Source organism: Rhizobium sp. BK212 (assembly GCF_014197475.1).
GTDB classification, from domain to species: Bacteria; Pseudomonadota; Alphaproteobacteria; order Rhizobiales; family Rhizobiaceae; genus Rhizobium; species Rhizobium anhuiense.
This window is the reverse complement of record NZ_JACIFS010000003.1, coordinates 696761-713029: the sequence shown is the minus strand read 5'-3', so window position 1 is coordinate 713029 and position 16269 is coordinate 696761. Positions and strand designations below refer to the sequence as shown.

Sequence of the window (16269 nt, the reverse complement as noted above, 5' to 3'; positions counted from 1 at the left end):
CAATACTACACCATTGATGGCCTCGCAATTCGCGGGGCCGCTTCTTTTTGGAGAAGGTGAATGCCCAGAAACCCATCAACCGGCGTTTATTCCAAGCCCGCCGGGACGACGCCCTCTGTCGGTCAACTTATCGACCCGGTGCCGTGGAATGCGCTGACCACCGACCTCGGCAACGAAATCACCAACTCGCTGCCTCGCGATGGTTCGGCGCCGATGGTCGCGCCAATCAAGGCGGCCGACGGCTCCGCTGCAGCGCCGGGCGTAGGGTTCGCCTCAAATCCGTCGACCGGTATCTATCTAAAAGCGGCCGGCATTGGCGCACTGATCGCTAGTGGCGTGGAAATAGCGAACTGGTCTGCGTCCGGCCTCGCTGTTACCGGTGCAGTCAGCGGCGGCGTCAAATATGCTACCAAGAACGCCAACTATACTGCGGTGGCCGCTGATGCGGGGACCGTCCTTCGGTTCACCGCCGGAGCCACCCTCACGCTCACAGCTGCCGCGACGTTGGGGGCGGGATGGTTGGTGAGAGTGGTTGCCAACGGCGGCGCTGTTACGGTCGATCCGAATGCTTCTGAGACAATCAATGGGCTGGCGACCCTCACTGTAGCGGACGGAACGACGGCTGATATCGTTTGCGATGGAGCCAATTTCTTCACGGTTTTGCAGACGCAGACATGGGCATCACTCGGGGCAACGTTTAGCAAGGGCACCGCCGGCTATTTCAAGCTGCCGGACGGCCATATCGTCCAGTATGGTTTGGGAACGAATCCGGGGAACGACCACACAGTGACAATGCCTATTGCGTTCCCGACCGCGTTTAGAGCTGGCCTTGTTGTAGCGCAGAGCGGCGCGATCCCCGGCGGCAACTCCCTCCCTTATTCCTGCGATGTTGCCTCGCTGTCCGGACTGAATATTCGTCCGCGTTTCGCCAACAACGGCGGATCCGTTGGCGTCGCCTCTCAGAATTACTATTGGATCGCTGTGGGGTATTGATCATGAAGTATGCAATCTTTGACGGAAACGGGCTGCCGACCGCGTTCTATTCGCCGGAGGTGCACGGCGACGACATTCCGACTGAAGCAATCCAGATCACGGATGAGCAGTGGCACGAATTCATTGACAATAACGGGCTGCGTAAATGGGTTGCTGGTGAGGTAGCTGAGTACGCGCCCCCGCCACCGACCCCGCCGCCGGTTACAAGCGTTTCGGCGAGGCAATTCAAGCTTCAGCTTTTGTCGGCCGGCCTTCTCGATCAGGTCGACGCCTGGATTGCCACACAGTCGAAGGCTGTGCAGATCGCATACGAATATTCCGGAACCTTCGTTCGGACGGAGCCTATGATGGCGGCCGGGTTTGCCGCCATGGGGTTCACGGAAGAGCAGATCGATGCATTCTTCGAAACGGCGGCTCGGCTGTGATCAAGCCCGTCGCCCGCTATCTCCTCTATCTCCCGGCCAATCTTTTCTTCGTGGCCCTGGCCTATCTGCTGTCGCCGGTGTTGGCCGCAATATCGCTGCTGACCGGCGCGCGGCTGCCTGGCGCGCTGCAGTGGTTCTCGACGCTCGACGCGGATCTCGACGGCGGCGTTGCTCAGGGCGTCAAAGGCTATAAGGCCGACTTGCGCGGCTGGCGACTCTGGTGGCAAAGGGCGTGCTGGATCTGTCGAAACCCGGCCCACGGTTGGCAATCCGAACTGCTCGGGATGCCGGCGGATGGCAGCGTCATCGTCCGCCAGGTCATCAGCGAACCCCCTAAAAATCAGTGGTACGTCATGGAGACGGCCAAGGGTGTCCGCTTCTTCTGCTGGAAGCGAGATCAGCCGCTCATCGGCGGCTTTTATCTCAAACTCTGGTTCGGCTGGGTGAACAAGTCCTACGACGGCCGGAATCACCACTACGCATTCCAGGTCGGCCCGAAGCGCCGGTCGTAACCACTCCTGACAATTCGGAGATATCCATGAAACTCGCGTCTGATTGGCGGGAGGTGCTGCGCTATGCGTGGTCCGTCCGGCTGATGGCGTTGGCGTTCCTGCTCATCATCCTGGAGCCGGTTGCTTCGACGCTGCTCGATCTCTCCGCCGGTTGGTCGCCGGTCATCCGCATCATTCTTTCAATAATCAACGGCCTTGTCCTGGCCGGAGCGATTGTCGCGCGCGTCGTCGCGCAGAAAGGGCTTTCCGATGGCAAATAGATTGAAGAAGGGTAGTGCTGCGGCTGCGATGGCCGTTGCCCTCGTCGGAAGCTTCGAAGGGCTGCGCCAGAACGCCTATCCAGATCCTGCAACGCAGGGCCAGCCCTGGACGATCTGCTACGGCAGCACGAACGGCGTGAAGCCAGGTGACCGCAAGACGGTGGAGCAGTGCAAGGCACTCTTGGCGCTGGAGCTCCAAACTTATGCCGCTGGCATCGAGAAGTGCGTCACGGTCCCGCTGCCCGATGCGCGCTTCGTCGCCCTCACGTCATTTGGATACAACGTCGGCATCAAGGCCGCCTGCGGTTCGAGCGCAGTCAAGCTCATCAACCAGGGCAAGACCGCTGAAGGCTGCGAAGCCCTCCTGAAGTGGAACCGCGCGGCGGGGATCGTCTTTCCGGGCCTCACCCGTCGCCGGCAGAAGGAACGTCAGTTCTGCCTTGAGGGCATCTGATGTTCGGTTTTCTCGATGCGCTCAAGATGGGCGTCGGCGTCGCTGCCGGTCTGCTGCTCTATCACCTCTATGCCGTTTCGATCGGCTATCCATCGGCAGCCCGCGAGGCGCGCGCCGGCTATGTCCTGCTGGCCGAGAAGACCGCAGCCGACGCCCGTGCCGCCGAAATGGAGCGCCAGCGGAACGCCGCCGCATGGGCGAACGAAGAGCACCGCAAGCGCCTCGAAGCCTCCCAGGCCGCAGAGCAGGCGGCGAAAGACACCCTTGAGAATGAGATCAAATCTTATGAGCTTCAACTCTCCGAGAAGAACCGCGCTTGCGCTGTCACTGCTGCTGATCGTCAGTGGCTGCTCCGCCACTGAGCGCCTGAACACGGCGGCGGTGACGAAGGGGCAGGCGGCGGCCGGCATTGCGCTGCCACCTTTGCCCGATGATCTCCGCAGACAGGAGGCGCATGCGCCCGTCGTGGAAGGCGAACCAGTCATCGCCATCCTCGCCCGCGAACGGCAGGCGCTCGACCGGGCCAACGCCCGCCAGAGGCGCGCCGCTGATTTTTACGACGATATCAGAACGAAATACGAGGCAATCCGACAATGACGAGTGCACAAGGAGACCGGCAGGCGGCGGTCCGCGGCTACACGGACACAGCGTTGAACTATGAAGGTGATTGGTCCGCGCTTTTTGATCAAGTCGGCATTCCAGCCGATGGCGGCTTCAATGGGCGGCTGCTCGCCTGGATCAATGCTGCGCTCGGCACAAGCTATACCGAGATCAACGGCGCCATGGCGGCCTATGCCGCATCTGCCGGCGCGACAAACTGGTCGAGCATGGACACGGTACCGAGCGGCGGCGGTGGCCCTGTCGACCCCGACCGCTATATGTTCTTTGCGACCCGCAACCGCATGCCGTCTGGCTCTGCCACGCTGACGGCAGCGAGTGGCACGAATTATGTGTGCAGCAAAATCATCGTCAACACGCCGCAGTATAAGACGCGAACCTTCCGCTTCCACCTCTCCGGCTTCGCTTCGACGGAAGGCGGCAACTCGCCGCAGGAAACAATCGTTACCGGTACGATCGGCACGCCTGGGAATTCGGTCCTTGTCGATGCCATGTATATGCGTGTCGGTTCCACCTTCACGCAACTACAGTTCGGCGGCTCCAACACGGTATCGGTTGTCGACCAGACGAACGGACAATGGACGGATGCCATAACCGTCGCTGACGTTCCGGCAGAAAGCGCCATCGAGCTGTGGACGTTCTATCATACCGCCGTCGGCGAGAAGATCTGGCCTGTCTACCGCATCCAAAAGGAGCGGGGCGAACGCATATGGGGCGCCAGCGACCTTTCCACACTGCTCGCTTTCAAGGACACTCCGCTTGCGGACAGCACCGCAGCGCTCGATACAAGCTACGGGCAGCAGGCGCAGCCGCAATATTATGGTCCGGACTTCATGGTCGCCAAGGGCGATTGGGATGGAAGGCCCGTTGCGCTCGCCTTCGTCGATAGTCTGGGCGAGGCGAGACAGGAGTTCAGCGCCGCCGCCGATACCCGCGGCAATCTCGGCTGGTTCCGGCGTTGGCTCGATAAGGCCGGCGGTATCGGTCGAATCCCCTATCTGATGGTCGGCGTTCCGGGAGCGGGATCTGTCCGAGAATATACCGGTTCCGGCTCTTCTATCGCCACGAGGCGACGGGATATCATCCGGGAAATCATCGCCTTCAACAACAACAAATGGCCTTTCACCGTCGTTGCAAACCAACTGGGCCAGAACGACACGTCGACGTCCTACACCACGTGGTTCAACACCAACTACAGGTCTCTGGTGACCCGCATCCGCGCCGAGTATTCCGGCGTCAAGATTGTCGCCTTCCCGCCGCTCGGGCGCACCACATCGGCGCGAACCGTTACTCTCACGTCGGTCGGGACCGTGGTGACTGCGACCATTGCCTCTGGCATCAACGGGCTGGTGACTGGTCAGACCGTGTCGATCGCCGGCGCTACGCAGACGGAATATAACGGCAACGTGGTCATCACCGTCACTGGGCCAACGACGTTCACCTATAATTTCGCAGGCTCTGGAACGTCGCCGGCGACAGGAACGATAACGGCCGGTGATCTCTATCTCCGGGCGGAATATCAGAGCTTCTCGGCCAACAACACCTGGCCGTCCGACGGAACGGACGCCTCGGGCAAATGGCGCCTGCGTGACGATATCCTGGCAAAAACCTCTTCATGCTGCGACGACGCGATCGACACCTATTCGGCTTGGGTATCGCCATCGCGCGGGGGCGTCTGGCCTGGCATGCTGGAGTTGTCGAGCACCACACTGACGCAGCAGGCGGGGACCGATGGCGTCGCGACCTATAACCAGATCGTCGTCGCGGATGCGAGCATCTTCCGGCCTGAGCAGAGCCTCAACATCTATTCCGGCCCTGATGGAATAGCGCGCCTCAGCACCCAGACGATTGCCAGCATTTCCGGCAATACGATCACCTACCAGGGCTCCACGGCTGTTGTCCTCCCGGTCGGTTCCGTGGTTCGCCCCGGCATCAGCACGGATGGTGTCCATCCCTGGGGGGCTATGATCGACCGCATCGTGGCCGGGATCGCGCAAACCGAAAAGTCAAAATTCGTAGTTTAGAGGCATAGGCATGAACACATCCGACTTCGACCCGCGCCTGCATCAGCAGCTCGGCGAACTGCTTGCAGAGGTCCGCAATCTTCGGGATGCCTTCCGGCAGTCCGAAATCAAATCGGACACCAGCCGATCGCAGATGCACGGCCGGCTTGACCTTCTGGTCGACCGGGTCGGCAAGGTCGAAGGGACCGTTGCCGCAGTGCAGGAGGATATCTCGGAAATGCGGCCGGTGACCGACGACGTCCGCCGGTGGAAGCTGATGGGGCTGGGAGCGCTGGGGATCGTCGGAATAGGGGCGTCGGCGCTTACCTTCATTCTCACAAAGTTCGGCACGGCGGCAATGGCGTGGGTGACGGGCCGGTGAGGTGGCGGCCTTCGGGCACTGGCTCAGTGAGAACAGCAAAGCCGCACTATCAAAGCGGCAAGTTGATTGCCCTCAATGATCGCGTAACGATGGTTGCCAGTGCGAATGAGGATCTCGATCGCCGGGAGCTCGTCGATGTGCTCCCCCGCGTATTCAATAGCTGCTTGCAGAGAGAAGAACTCCTTGTTCGCAGTGCCGGGGAGCCAGCTATGAACCGTGATAGGAATGGCGGTCGAACTTATTAGCATCTTTTACTCAGGCTACGCCGACACAAGTTAAACGAGAGCGACATATACCTGTTTTCAACCTGCCCAGCCACATCTGGGGCTAAATCTGGTTACCGATCGGTTGAGAGATTCATTGCAGTTTACGCTAGCCCTGAAAAGAAAACCCCGCGACTGCGGGGATCAGGAAGGGGGGTGTTTTCTAGGCAAGCGTGTTTTGCGCTGCAATAATTTAGTTCGCACAACTTACATGGATTTGCAATAAATATTACTTTATAGAGTCTATTTGCCCACGGATTTGTTGTCATCTCAAGAGGTTATTGCCTCTGTTTTGCTCGAAAATAGAAATTGACTTCAGTATTTCGAGTAATAGTTTGTATCATTCGGAGGGCCGCTCAGCGATCATTTGCTTAACCCCAAGCATTGAACTCCTGTGCGCTGAGCGGCCGTCCAATCTCATGTGATCGAATGCGCACTCCCCAATTATTGTTCGTCCAATTCATTGAGAGATGGTGCAGCATAGGGTGCCGGTTCGGCGATGCCCGTCATTGCTCGCTGTGGATCAAAAAGAAGCCCCGCTGAGACGGGGCCATTGCTGGAAAGGACGGACCGCACAGGAAGGAAGGGAAGCGGACAGCCCCGGTATGGGGCCACCTGTGCGATCCTTTTCGTCTAACAATAGACAATCGCAAAAGTTCCGGGGCTGATCTAGATTTGCTCGCTAATCGCACAATTGTCGGGTAGTTGCGCTGCCGACGTTAATGCGGCGCGCATAGTGACCGAGGCTAATAAGCCCGATTTACCCGTGAGGGTCTTTGTGTACCTCGCCGGGTATATGGCTATCAATTGCCTCAATAAGCGCCGCGGGCGACGATTCACCGGCGAGGACCTTATCGATAGCAATACCCATGGCCTTTTGGCCTTGAATGCTTTGCATTGGAACGTGACGGGCTCGGCACCAATGTTTAACGGCATTGGTGACCAGTTCAACACCATGATCGTCGAGATAAAGGAGACTCAGCAGCGACATAACCTGCTCCTCCGTCAAGATTAATCGCCTATGGATTCAGATAGGTTCTCGACGCGTCTCTTCAAGATGCTTCGTGAGTGGCAACCGCGGAGGCGAGCAGGATCTGGTGGCCTTCCAAGCTGCTGATCGTGCCGCCGGGCGGCGAGGGCTTCTAAATCACAAGCCGCGTCAGGGCATCCTCGTCCTTTACCCCGTGCTGAAAGGACTGGATGATCCGTCTGGCCAGTTCATCACAATCGTCATCTGTTGTGACATGTCGCACCGATCTGACGTGATCGTACACCCTCTGGCAGAGGGCAACTTCTTCGTCGCTCAGCACGTTTTGCATGTCGGCAATTTTGGATCGGATCATGATCGCCCTCATCACCCCTGGAATCAGGATAGGGCGGAACGACGTTCCTTCAAGCGCTGGAGGTTCGGTCTGCGGATCAGTCGCACCAGTCGTCACGCGCAATCGCCACCTCAGCCAGAAGTTCCTTCAGCAGCCGTGATTGCTTCGCCCCGTGGAATTTTTCGCATCATATCGAGCAGCTTTTCCATGTGTTCTCTGGCCTGCTCGCAGCCCCCTATTAGCGCGCTTCTTTGATCGCGGTCATCGACGGCGTGCGCCGCCATTTCCACTAAGCGGATCTGGTCTCGCAGAAGATTTGCGTGATCGATAAGGTCGATACGATTGGTCATGGTCCCCTCGGTGATTTATCTGGCTACCGCTTCAAGCGTTGCCATCGACGTCCCCATCTTCGTCCAGCTCATGCACCGGCAGATAGGTGTTCGTCTCCATCCACTCCCGGATGATGTACCTGATCATGTCGTTTCGCGTCACTCCGGACTCGCCGGCCAGGTCGCGCAGCGCTTCCTCAACATCGTCGTCCATGGAGATGGCACCGGCATTGCGTAGTCGGAGCGCCGCTCGGCGCAACATGATCTGAAGATCTGCTCGCGAGATATCGGCGATCCGGTCGGCGGCGTCCTCTAGGATTGTGGCGGTGTCGGGCGAATACATGAATCTCCCTCTCTGAGACAGCCTTCATGTTCTTGCTCACGGAGCTAAAGGAGCCTCATGTTGCTGTGAGCCCAATTACATCCCGGCGTCAAACGCGGACATTGCTTAAAAGGCCTTTTAGATAATTCTGCTGCGACTTTTTCGCCTGATCTTGGAATTCGTATGACAAGTAAAGAAAATTCTCTACAGCAACGACGAAGGGCTTGTTTTTGTCGGGCGTTGATATTGCTGCGGCCTTATCGAGAATAGTGTTTATTGACCCTTCTAGACGCTTGTATTGGTCTGCGGTCTCGGGAATTTTATAGCTGACATCCAGCGCCGCGCGCTGGAAATCAAGAAGCGAGCTACGCAGACTATCCAACTCTTCCGGCGAAAGCCGGCGCTCCCCGGAAGATATCTTCGCAAAATTGGCGAGTACTGTATCCACGGTCTTGGCCGTCTGGTCAAAACTTTCCAAACGTGTCTGCACGCTCTTCCGAGCGTCCGAGCGGAAGTCGACGAAATCGCTCGTTACGATGCCGGCGAAAAACGCCAAGATGCTGCTGAGAGCGCAGATAACAAGTGTCCTGAGCGCTGGCAACTTATCAATTTCCTTTCACGGTGGCTTCGCTTTGCAATCCAGTTTTATCTGCAGTCTCTTTCAGGAGTTCGCAAGCCTGCGCCCATCTATCATAACCCAAAAGTCGAAGGTGCGTAACCACTTGCTCGCGAACAGGCACTATGCATGGATCGTCGATGGTTGCGGCGCTGTTGGAAACCTGCAAATTGCCAAGGAACGCGTCGGTGCAAGCCGCAGGACCAACAGTTATTGCCAGCGCCAGGAGTGCGCTCGCGACAAGTGGAGTGATGTAGCTGGAAACCAGTGAGAGCGTGCCCGGGGACTGGATATCAATTGCAAGATGTGGTGCGTAATCTGCGAGTTTCAAGAATGCTCCCGCGCCGAAGTCGTGGATGACTCCAGTTTTCCTGTCGACCTCACGAGTATTGGCCGCAACGAAGTTGAAGAACGCGGGGATCACAGAACCAGATGTCGTATCAAACTCTGCTGAGGTCACATCGAAAGTCGAAGAAAATCGTCGATTCGTATAGTAGTTCCTATAGGCAGCGTTATAGAAGACCGATCTTTCGCTTTCCGGAACCAGCAGGAGAGGAGTCGGCTTCCGAAAAGCTTCGATCATCCTAACCGGCATATCTACTTTATCCAAAGTCCCAATCCATTTGACACGTCTGACAACGATCGGATCGCCCGGATAGCGCTGAACGTAAGTCAGGAAGGCACCAGCCGCGTCGTCCACCAACTCGCCGATGTGGACCTTGCCGCCAAAATTCTGGGGAGGGACGATCACCAGGTCGCCCGCGCTGGCATCACTCAGATAGAATTTGAGTACGCGTAGCAATTGGCCCGTACTCGGATCGTCAGCGGCGTTGTCGTACTCATTTAGAGAAATATGTGGTACCCGTTCGGGATTTCGCCCAAAGTTATGCCAGGCGCGAATTTCCTTCGATCGCTGGATACGAGCTATAAGCTGCTCATCGTGTATATCGACACGCTCATCCCGAAGAAATAGCCCCGGTAGTTCTGCACCAACCACAGAGAGTTCAATAAAGTCCTGAAATAGCCGGTAGTTGGCCCCCGGACGAGCCAAGGCGACCTTGTGATTTTCCGGGATTGGTTTGGTATTTATATCGATTAGCAAGTCTTTCCGTGCCCCAATGAATTGCCTGCGTTTTGTTACTGCTGAACTTATACGAGTTCAATCTTAAAATTCGCTTCAAAGTAATGCGGAGGTGGGCGTGGCGCTGCCGCGGCTTGGTTATGAGCTACCAACCGCCAGGTCGAGAGTGGGCGCTTCGGTTTCCACAAAGGCTTCCATCCGCTGCGCGGTCGTAATAGGAATAACAGTTGCCAGGGTAGCGTCTATAAGGAGTATAACCGCCTCCGCCGCAATTTCCGTTCGCGCATACCGCAGCCGCCGTCCCGACCAATGCAAGTCCCACAAGAACCGCGGCTGCTTGCCTTTGCTGAGCGACCATCTGCTCACATTCCAACATGCTCATCCCGCGTCGGTTTACTTCCGCCACGAGCTGGAATTGAAACGCTGGATCTCGCGTTTCCAGTGCCGTCTTGCAAAGCGCGGCTTTGCTCACGGCCGACGGCTTGTTGTTGAATTCAACCGGCGTCGTTGTGCAGCTCGCCAAGGCGAACGAAATCGCCACGACGCCGAAGCGTCGAGCTAACAGATACATTTTCACGGAAAACCCCTCAGTTGCCCAAGGGAAGCATCGCAGATTTCCGTTCGACGTCAAATTGCAAATTAATGTATCGTTAACGCAGCTTTAGGATGCAGGGCCGTCCTGCCCGTTCATTAAGGGCGCCGTTTTCCACCGTTTGCGCCATTGCGGACCACCGGCTTGTGGATCTTAGGCATCGCGAAACTCTTTGATGAACCTGACTTAGAAATTTGGACTTCCCTTCGCTACCCAAGGTGCCGAAACGAGGCTTAAATTTCATTGGAGATCGAAGATGACAGCGACTGCGCAGACAACTGACGGTGCGGCGCCCGCCCATGTATTAGCCGAAGTTGCGTCTATGTTACGCAGCGGTGACTATCAGGCAGCGCTTGCTTTGTCTGAAGCCGCGCTTTTGAGGGGCGAAACGCCCGCCGAGACGGCGCTTGACGATCCCGAGACGGACAAGGCCGCAAGGATCGTCAGCCCATCCTTGGATACCCTATCATTTGTCGAAAGACGCGCTATGGGAGGGGGGTACAACTACTGGGCTAATGTCCCGCCCGCCGCCTCTTACACAGAGGAATGCGAGATCGGTCATCGTCTAGCCGAGGAATTCATCAAGTTCATTGGGGCGTACCACAACTACGGAAATGCGACGCTGCTTGGATCGATCGTCGTCGATATGGAGAAGAATGGTGCCGCCCGGGGAAACAAGATCGGCTTCTTCAACACCATAAATAAATACGCGATGGGCGGCGCGTACTTGAAGCACGCAACTGAACTCAAGCCCGAGCGCCCTTGGGAAAAATGCCGCCGGTTAGGCCGGGAATTGGCGGGCGCTCTCAAAGCGACGGGAGAGGAGCAGTTTGCATATGTGGCGCCGGCCGAATCCAGATCGCCCACTGTCTTTTTCGGTCACCTGGACTACAGCCCTTTCGGGGAAGCGCCACTCGACCAGGCGCAGGATTTCAGTGCGATATTCTACGATCTAGTCAATCTTGTCGAACTCGCAGAAGCAGCTTTGGATATTCTGCGCGAAATGGATTACACGAGTGCAGATGGGACCCGGAACACGGAGCTTGATCGGGTTTCAGGGCTACAGCATATCCTGTGCTCAAACCTTGGCAGGCTTCGTGAGTCCGCGGCGATACTGGACGGACCAACGGCATGGGTGCCGGCGAGAAGCGTCTGATACGGCGATTGTCACTTTGCTTCTGTGACCTCAGGCAGAGGAACCGGCGCACCAACCGAGCCATTGATCAGCTGCATGACGTAGTCAGCCCAGGCGATCAGCGCGGCGCGTTTTTCCTCTGCATAATCGTAGCGATTGTAGACGGCTGCAACACCTTTGATTGATCCCGATCGGTGATTGATCACCGCCTCGACGACATGCACGGGCACGCCCAGTCGAGCCATTCCGCTCGCTGCTGTGCGTCTCAGGTCATGGAATGTCCATGGCTCGATCTCGACCTTGGCCGGGGATTGCCCGAGCGCTTCGGCTTCCTCCCTGGCAATCTTCAGCATTTCCGCATCTATATTGTTTTTGGCCCGTCCGTATCCTGAGACCTTCGTCACTCCCGTCGTCGTGAAGAGAAAAATGGGCTCTTCATCTTCTGCCGGCCGGATCTTTGGCAGAGCCTCGATTTCGCGCAAGGCTTCGGCGGCAAGAGCAACGTAATGCTCTTTGCGATTTTTCGCCCTTTCAGGCGGAATAACCCATTGCTGGTCGTTTCCTGCCAGATCCATCTCGGACCACTGGGCGCCAGAGACCTCACTACGACGCTGTGCGGTCAGGAGCAGAAGCCGGACCATTGGTCCAAAAGGATATCCGATGTTTCCGGATGCCAGCCATAGAAGCCTGACTTCGTCGTCCGCTAAAATCCGATCTCTGGTCGTCTCTTCGCTGGGCTTATCGATCTTCTTTTCCATTGGCGAGATGTCGATAATATCGCGCTGAACAGCCCAGTTGAAAAACTTCCGCAGCAGCGAGAGAAGCCGATTGGCCACGATAGGTGCGCGCTCTGCAACCTCGTCCAGGTGCGCGACAATCTCTTGCCTTTTGATGCTCTTCATTGTCCGTGTGCCGAATTTCGGCCGGAAATCCTTGTCGAAGAGGCGCTTCCTCTCTTTGATGGTCGAAAGCCGATTTTTCTTTTCGACGTATCGTTTAATGAACTCGTCGAGCGCATCATTCACGATATCGAGTTTGAGCGCCTTCTTGGTCGCTTTAGCAGCCGAGGGGTCTTTACTCTCCGAGACGTCGCGCAAAAGCTTTGATGCCTCTTCACGGGCCTTAGCCAATGGATAAAGGGGCAGGGGGCCGATCGTGAATTTCTTCGGCTTTCCCTCAAACCTGTAGCGGATCGCCCAGCTCATTACCCCGGACGGTTGAATGATTAGATACAGGCCGGGCAAACCGCCATCAGGTATTTCCTGCCGAACGTCCGACTTTTTCAGTGCTTCGATCGCGCGGACGGTAAGGGCTTTTGCCATTGGTCATTCCGGGGTAACGCCGGGGTAACGGCGAATGGGTGATACGTCGTGATTGCCATTGTTATTATCACGATTCACCACAGGCCCTGCAAGCCTTGGGATTCAAGCCATGTGCATATATCTGTTGATAGGTCTTGATAGGCCGAGTTAATAGAAATCACCTGCCTTCTAAGCAGGTTGTCGCAGGTTCGATTCCTGCAGGGGTCGCCATCAATTTTCAAGTATTTGTTTTTGCTTTGTTTTCAGGCGTTAACCCCTCAATGGATTTGGTTTGAGGGGTTAGGCTGTTCTCGTTCAGTTTCGCAGCGCTCGAAATAGCGAGCTTCCGCTTGTCGGCCTTCCGCGTGTAATGGTTGGCCATAGAATCGCTTCTCCAGCCAAAACGGGCCTTGAGTTTGCTGTTACAGCTTTCGACCAGGAGCTGGGCGAGCGTTTTCCTCAGGCCGTGCGCCCGGCCATCCACGCCCGCCTCAGCGCACATTTGACCGAACCAATTCCCGAACGCGGCCGCGCCTTAAATGGCCGGCCATGAACCGGCGTCACCAGATAAGCCAGATGCTCTGTCTTCACCGCATCGAGAATGGCCCTAAGATCTGCGTGAACAGGAATATAAACCCACTCGTCATTCTTGCCTGCGCGGTACTCGATGATGTCATCTTTGACGTGCTGCGGGCCGATCTGGAAGGTGTCCGAGCGGCGCAGGCCAGTGAAAAGCAGCATGTCCATGGCGAGCCGCGCCTGCGAGCCTTCCGGGTGCGTGGCATAGAACTTTTCGACGTCGGCCGCTTCCCAGGGCTTGAAGCCTTCAGTCTTCGCCTTTGGCATTTTCACATCTCGGACGGGATTGTTTTTCACGATACCCGCGTCCATGGCGTAGACGCGCAATGACACGATCAGATTCATAGTCCAGTGGGTGGAGAAGAACACCCTATCTCCCGGTGCACAACCTCGATGAAGACGGCGACGTGGATGGGTCGGCATGAATTTCGATGACCCAAAATCCGTATTCGGGATGTCGGCGTCAGTGTCGCTCGAGCGTCCTTGGGAACATCAAGACAGTCCGCACGCGCACTCGGCTTGCCTGAACGAGCTTTTGCATCAATAGCCCACCCGCAGAGCGAATTCCCACGGCCCCAGTTTGGAAAGAGACCATAGGAGATAACAGTGTCTAAATCAGTGCTCTTCATGTCCATGTCACTGGACGGGTATATCGCGGGGCCTAACGATGAAGTGGGCAATCCCGGCGGCGACGACTTTATGCGGTTGCACGAGTGGTACGGGGATTTTTCCCGACCGACCGGACCGGTCGGACAATTGTGGGACGAATGGAACGCGCCAGGTGCGATTCTGGCGGGTCGGCGAACCGTGGAGCAGGTCGATCACTGGGGCGGTGACAATCACGGTGTCGCGATCTTCGTACCTAGTCACAGGCCGCCCGGGCCATCCGTCGCGAATTATCCCTTGGTCAAATACGTGAGCGACGGGATCGCGAGCGCAATGGCGCAGGCGAAGGCCGCCGCCGGGGACCGGGACGTGTTGATGCTTGGCGCGTATACGGCGCAGCGGGCGCTGGAAGCTGGCGTGCTCGACGAACTGCAAATACACCAGGTTCCAGTCTTGTTCGGAGGTGGCCGCCGAATGTTCGAAGTCTTACCATCGCGCGTCGAGTTGGAGATCGTTCGGGTGATCGATACACCCGAGGCCACGCACATCCGCTACCGCGTCCGCCGCTGAGCCCGCCGGCCCAGCCATCACTCGTTTGTGGTCGTCAGCATCAAGGACACGGAGGGACCAAGTGGCCGTTATTCCGACGGTTTGGAGAAGCCGCGGTAAAAGCGTGTCGGCTGCAGCAGCGAACTGACGATGTTGGCCACGATCGGCCCATCCGCCTCGCTCTTCGCCTTCGCTTCCCGCCACTCCCGATCGGCGATGAACTCGGCCCATTTCTGCTCGCGCTCCGCCAGCGACCGCCATTCGAGCAGGTAGGTCAGATCGTTGCTGGAAGAACCGATCATCGTCGTCCAGAAGCCGAGTGAGCGGATGCTGAGACGTTCCCAGATCGCCAGCGTTGCGGTCTCGAAACGCTGTTGCAGTGCCGGCAGCCTCTCCGGCAGACATGTGTAGATGCGCAATTCGTGGATCATCGGATGCTCCTCATGCTGGATGTCCTTTGGAGCGTCCTCAATCCGCTCTCGGAAATGAGGGGCAGCTTATAAAATTCCATAAGGTAATCAATACTTACGCGGCGCCCCTCAGATCAAACAATTTTCATTGAAATTACAGCATAATTTCAGAATTTTGCATTCCTGCAGCGGGCGCCATATCTCCCACCGTTTTTGCGGGTCGCAGAATAGCCCACGGCAAGCGGGGCTGCCGAGAGACTTGATGGTTTTACATCAACGCTTCCAACCTGGCTCGGCCGGATTTCTGATCACGCTTGCCACCCGGCCAATCGGCACGGACATCGGCGCGCGTCGTTTACATCGCGGGCGTCGTCGCCTAGTGATTGCGCGAAACCTTAGAGTTTGTGGGTGAACGACCATGTTGATCAAGCAGAGCGACTACCATCGGATTTACCGCATTATCAATAGCCTGCTCATCAACGAAAATGCCGACCCTGCCACAGCCTGTATGTACTTCAGCACCTTCGGGGCTTTCATCCTCGAACAACACTACAAAATCAAAGCCACGCCTAAGGGCGGGCTTGCTGCTTACAATCTCGGGGGCACGCTTATACTGTTCGCAGACTACCGCGAAGACGGCTATGTGACTGGCGCTGGGGAAAATTTCCATTGCTGGGTGGAGGCGGATGGTTGGGTTATCGATTTCATGGCTCCGGCATTTTCCGAGACTGCCCGAGAGCTTTCGGTGTCTCCGAAAATGTTTCAACGTCCGCTCTCATCAATGGCCTCGTCGATCAACAATCTCGGCCAATCCGGTGATTTCTTTTATCAAGCCGAACCCGAGGCGACTGCCCGGCGTTTCGCAGCCTGGCACAAACACGCGATGATCGGTGATATGGCGACGATCGCCGCGAACTGGTTTCGAAAGTCGCCGAAGCAATTGCTGACGTCGATATCGGTTGCCGATCAAAACGGAAAGCTGAAAAAGGTTCCGCTTTCGGGCAATGCGCTCGTTGGCGCGTGGTGATCGCTGCTGACGTCTTGGCCAAGAGAAGCCGCTATATGTGTTATCCGGGTTGTAACGCCCAACACCGTCACCAGAAACTTGTTTTAAACACATTGCCGGCCTATCGATTCTTCCATCGAAATTGCTTGTCGAGCTTTGGTTCGCGCCTCAGGCGGCCCAGCTGATCTTTCCTTTCAAAATCGATTTCTACGCCGTCCGGCAGTCGCCGGAGGGCGATTGTTTATGCGCTTGAGAGGAGACCGTCATGAACACAGGCACGGTTAAATTCTTTGATCCGACGCGGGGCTTCGGCTTCATTCAGCCGGACAACGGCTCGACCGATATCTTCGTCCATATTTCAGCCGTCGAGCAGGCTGGCATGGCGTCCCTTGATAAGGGGCAGAAGGTTGGCTTCGACGTCATCCAGGATAGCCGTTCCGGCAAAAGCTCCGCCGGCAACATCGTCGCTGCCTGACATGCCGCTGGTCTTTGACCGCGGATGCAGGCGACA

The 16269-nt window shown here is 57.0% G+C and carries 21 protein-coding genes, 1 tRNA gene and 2 pseudogenes; 15 read left to right on the top strand and 9 right to left on the bottom strand.

Annotation, left to right across the window (positions count from 1 at the left end):
* Positions 1-60: 60 nt before the first annotated feature.
* From FHT79_RS32145 to FHT79_RS13420, 9 genes and pseudogenes are all read left to right on the top strand, one after another.
* Positions 61-657: pseudogene (locus FHT79_RS32145) on the top strand (hypothetical protein); the annotation flags it as partial.
* Between the two features lie 338 nt (positions 658-995).
* Positions 996-1418 (top strand): hypothetical protein, encoded by a 423-nt coding sequence (locus tag FHT79_RS32140; protein ID WP_246713989.1) that lies wholly within the window; start codon positions 996-998, stop codon positions 1416-1418.
* Positions 1415-1930, top strand: coding sequence for a hypothetical protein (locus FHT79_RS13450; RefSeq protein WP_348649672.1), 516 nt, complete (start codon positions 1415-1417; stop codon positions 1928-1930). Before FHT79_RS32140 ends, FHT79_RS13450 begins: the two co-directional genes overlap by 4 nt.
* Positions 1931-1956: 26 nt before the next feature.
* Positions 1957-2190 carry a hypothetical protein gene (locus tag FHT79_RS13445; protein WP_183903451.1) on the top strand — a complete coding sequence of 78 codons (234 nt, stop codon included), beginning with the start codon at positions 1957-1959 and terminating at the stop codon, positions 2188-2190.
* The gene (locus FHT79_RS13440; protein WP_183903450.1) at positions 2180-2644 is read left to right on the top strand and encodes a lysozyme; all 465 of its coding nucleotides are present in this window, start codon (positions 2180-2182) and stop codon (positions 2642-2644) included. The genes FHT79_RS13445 and FHT79_RS13440 overlap by 11 nt, the downstream gene beginning before the upstream one ends.
* Entirely contained in the window at positions 2644-3006 is a 363-nt protein-coding gene (locus tag FHT79_RS13435) for a hypothetical protein (RefSeq protein WP_183903449.1), read from the top strand. Before FHT79_RS13440 ends, FHT79_RS13435 begins: the two co-directional genes overlap by 1 nt.
* Positions 3007-3025: 19 nt before the next feature.
* Complete coding sequence (locus tag FHT79_RS13430; protein WP_183903448.1) at positions 3026-3241, top strand: hypothetical protein; 216 nt, start codon at positions 3026-3028, stop codon at positions 3239-3241.
* A 230-nt stretch (positions 3242-3471) separates the two neighbouring features.
* Positions 3472-5286 (top strand): hypothetical protein, encoded by a 1815-nt coding sequence (locus tag FHT79_RS13425; protein ID WP_183903553.1) that lies wholly within the window; start codon positions 3472-3474, stop codon positions 5284-5286.
* Positions 5287-5296: 10 nt separating this feature from the next.
* A complete protein-coding gene (locus FHT79_RS13420) occupies positions 5297-5647 on the top strand; it encodes a DUF1515 family protein (protein WP_047615911.1) in 351 nt (116 codons plus the stop codon).
* Between the two features lie 1023 nt (positions 5648-6670).
* Here FHT79_RS13420 and FHT79_RS13415 read toward each other — a convergent pair.
* From FHT79_RS13415 to FHT79_RS13390, 6 genes are all read right to left on the bottom strand, one after another.
* Positions 6671-6901: a hypothetical protein gene (locus FHT79_RS13415; protein ID WP_183903447.1), complete on the bottom strand. Its 231-nt coding sequence runs from the start codon at positions 6899-6901 to the stop codon at positions 6671-6673.
* A gap of 151 nt (positions 6902-7052) precedes the next feature.
* Complete coding sequence (locus FHT79_RS13410) at positions 7053-7253, bottom strand: hypothetical protein (protein WP_183903552.1); 201 nt, start codon at positions 7251-7253, stop codon at positions 7053-7055.
* A 110-nt stretch (positions 7254-7363) separates the two neighbouring features.
* On the bottom strand, positions 7364-7582 hold the full coding sequence (locus FHT79_RS13405; RefSeq protein ID WP_183903446.1) for a hypothetical protein: 219 nt from the start codon (positions 7580-7582) through the stop codon (positions 7364-7366).
* Between the two features lie 31 nt (positions 7583-7613).
* On the bottom strand, positions 7614-7904 hold the full coding sequence (locus FHT79_RS13400) for a ribbon-helix-helix protein, CopG family (protein ID WP_183903445.1): 291 nt from the start codon (positions 7902-7904) through the stop codon (positions 7614-7616).
* An 88-nt stretch (positions 7905-7992) separates the two neighbouring features.
* Positions 7993-8484, bottom strand: a complete 492-nt coding sequence (locus FHT79_RS13395) for a hypothetical protein (protein ID WP_183903444.1) — start codon at positions 8482-8484, stop codon at positions 7993-7995.
* Positions 8485-8488: 4 nt separating this feature from the next.
* Positions 8489-9601: a hypothetical protein gene (locus tag FHT79_RS13390; protein ID WP_183903443.1), complete on the bottom strand. Its 1113-nt coding sequence runs from the start codon at positions 9599-9601 to the stop codon at positions 8489-8491.
* 827 nt (positions 9602-10428) lie between these two features.
* Here FHT79_RS13390 and FHT79_RS13385 point away from each other — a divergent pair.
* Entirely contained in the window at positions 10429-11328 is a 900-nt protein-coding gene (locus FHT79_RS13385) for a hypothetical protein (protein WP_183903442.1), read from the top strand.
* 11 nt (positions 11329-11339) lie between these two features.
* On the opposite strand, the gene FHT79_RS13380 is transcribed toward FHT79_RS13385, so the two are convergent.
* Positions 11340-12629 (bottom strand): site-specific integrase, encoded by a 1290-nt coding sequence (locus FHT79_RS13380; RefSeq protein WP_183903441.1) that lies wholly within the window; start codon positions 12627-12629, stop codon positions 11340-11342.
* 140 nt (positions 12630-12769) lie between these two features.
* Here FHT79_RS13380 and FHT79_RS13375 point away from each other — a divergent pair.
* A tRNA-Arg gene (locus tag FHT79_RS13375) sits at positions 12770-12839 on the top strand.
* Between the two features lie 228 nt (positions 12840-13067).
* Here FHT79_RS13375 and FHT79_RS13370 read toward each other — a convergent pair.
* On the bottom strand, positions 13068-13556 hold the full coding sequence (locus FHT79_RS13370; protein ID WP_143541480.1) for a hypothetical protein: 489 nt from the start codon (positions 13554-13556) through the stop codon (positions 13068-13070).
* Here FHT79_RS13370 and FHT79_RS32135 point away from each other — a divergent pair.
* Positions 13507-13612, top strand: a pseudogene (locus FHT79_RS32135) (CopG family transcriptional regulator); the annotation flags it as partial. The gene FHT79_RS13370 and the pseudogene FHT79_RS32135 overlap by 50 nt on opposite strands.
* A 193-nt stretch (positions 13613-13805) precedes the next feature.
* On the top strand, positions 13806-14363 hold the full coding sequence (locus tag FHT79_RS13365; protein WP_179874674.1) for a dihydrofolate reductase family protein: 558 nt from the start codon (positions 13806-13808) through the stop codon (positions 14361-14363).
* 68 nt (positions 14364-14431) lie between these two features.
* Here FHT79_RS13365 and FHT79_RS13360 read toward each other — a convergent pair whose 3' ends face one another.
* Positions 14432-14773, bottom strand: a complete 342-nt coding sequence (locus tag FHT79_RS13360; protein WP_097594582.1) for an NIPSNAP family protein — start codon at positions 14771-14773, stop codon at positions 14432-14434.
* A gap of 397 nt (positions 14774-15170) precedes the next feature.
* On the opposite strand from FHT79_RS13360, the gene FHT79_RS13355 reads away from it, so the two are divergent.
* Both FHT79_RS13355 and FHT79_RS13350 read left to right on the top strand, forming a co-directional pair.
* Positions 15171-15779 (top strand): DUF2026 family protein, encoded by a 609-nt coding sequence (locus FHT79_RS13355; protein WP_097594581.1) that lies wholly within the window; start codon positions 15171-15173, stop codon positions 15777-15779.
* Between the two features lie 244 nt (positions 15780-16023).
* On the top strand, positions 16024-16233 hold the full coding sequence (locus FHT79_RS13350) for a cold-shock protein (RefSeq protein ID WP_047614884.1): 210 nt from the start codon (positions 16024-16026) through the stop codon (positions 16231-16233).
* Positions 16234-16269: the final 36 nt, after the last annotated feature.

Coding starts and splice junctions, on each gene's coding strand:
- FHT79_RS32140 (WP_246713989.1), top strand. CDS start 996: ATGAAGTATGCAATCTTTGACGGAAACGGGCTGCCGACCGCGTTCTAT.
- FHT79_RS13445 (WP_183903451.1), top strand. CDS start 1,957: ATGAAACTCGCGTCTGATTGGCGGGAGGTGCTGCGCTATGCGTGGTCC.
- FHT79_RS13440 (WP_183903450.1), top strand. CDS start 2,180: ATGGCAAATAGATTGAAGAAGGGTAGTGCTGCGGCTGCGATGGCCGTT.
- FHT79_RS13435 (WP_183903449.1), top strand. CDS start 2,644: ATGTTCGGTTTTCTCGATGCGCTCAAGATGGGCGTCGGCGTCGCTGCC.
- FHT79_RS13425 (WP_183903553.1), top strand. CDS start 3,472: ATGGACACGGTACCGAGCGGCGGCGGTGGCCCTGTCGACCCCGACCGC.
- FHT79_RS13420 (WP_047615911.1), top strand. CDS start 5,297: ATGAACACATCCGACTTCGACCCGCGCCTGCATCAGCAGCTCGGCGAA.
- FHT79_RS13415 (WP_183903447.1), bottom strand. CDS start 6,901: ATGTCGCTGCTGAGTCTCCTTTATCTCGACGATCATGGTGTTGAACTG.
- FHT79_RS13410 (WP_183903552.1), bottom strand. CDS start 7,253: ATGATCCGATCCAAAATTGCCGACATGCAAAACGTGCTGAGCGACGAA.
- FHT79_RS13405 (WP_183903446.1), bottom strand. CDS start 7,582: ATGACCAATCGTATCGACCTTATCGATCACGCAAATCTTCTGCGAGAC.
- FHT79_RS13400 (WP_183903445.1), bottom strand. CDS start 7,904: ATGTATTCGCCCGACACCGCCACAATCCTAGAGGACGCCGCCGACCGG.
- FHT79_RS13385 (WP_183903442.1), top strand. CDS start 10,429: ATGACAGCGACTGCGCAGACAACTGACGGTGCGGCGCCCGCCCATGTA.
- FHT79_RS13380 (WP_183903441.1), bottom strand. CDS start 12,629: ATGGCAAAAGCCCTTACCGTCCGCGCGATCGAAGCACTGAAAAAGTCG.
- FHT79_RS13360 (WP_097594582.1), bottom strand. CDS start 14,773: ATGATCCACGAATTGCGCATCTACACATGTCTGCCGGAGAGGCTGCCG.
- FHT79_RS13355 (WP_097594581.1), top strand. CDS start 15,171: ATGTTGATCAAGCAGAGCGACTACCATCGGATTTACCGCATTATCAAT.
- FHT79_RS13350 (WP_047614884.1), top strand. CDS start 16,024: ATGAACACAGGCACGGTTAAATTCTTTGATCCGACGCGGGGCTTCGGC.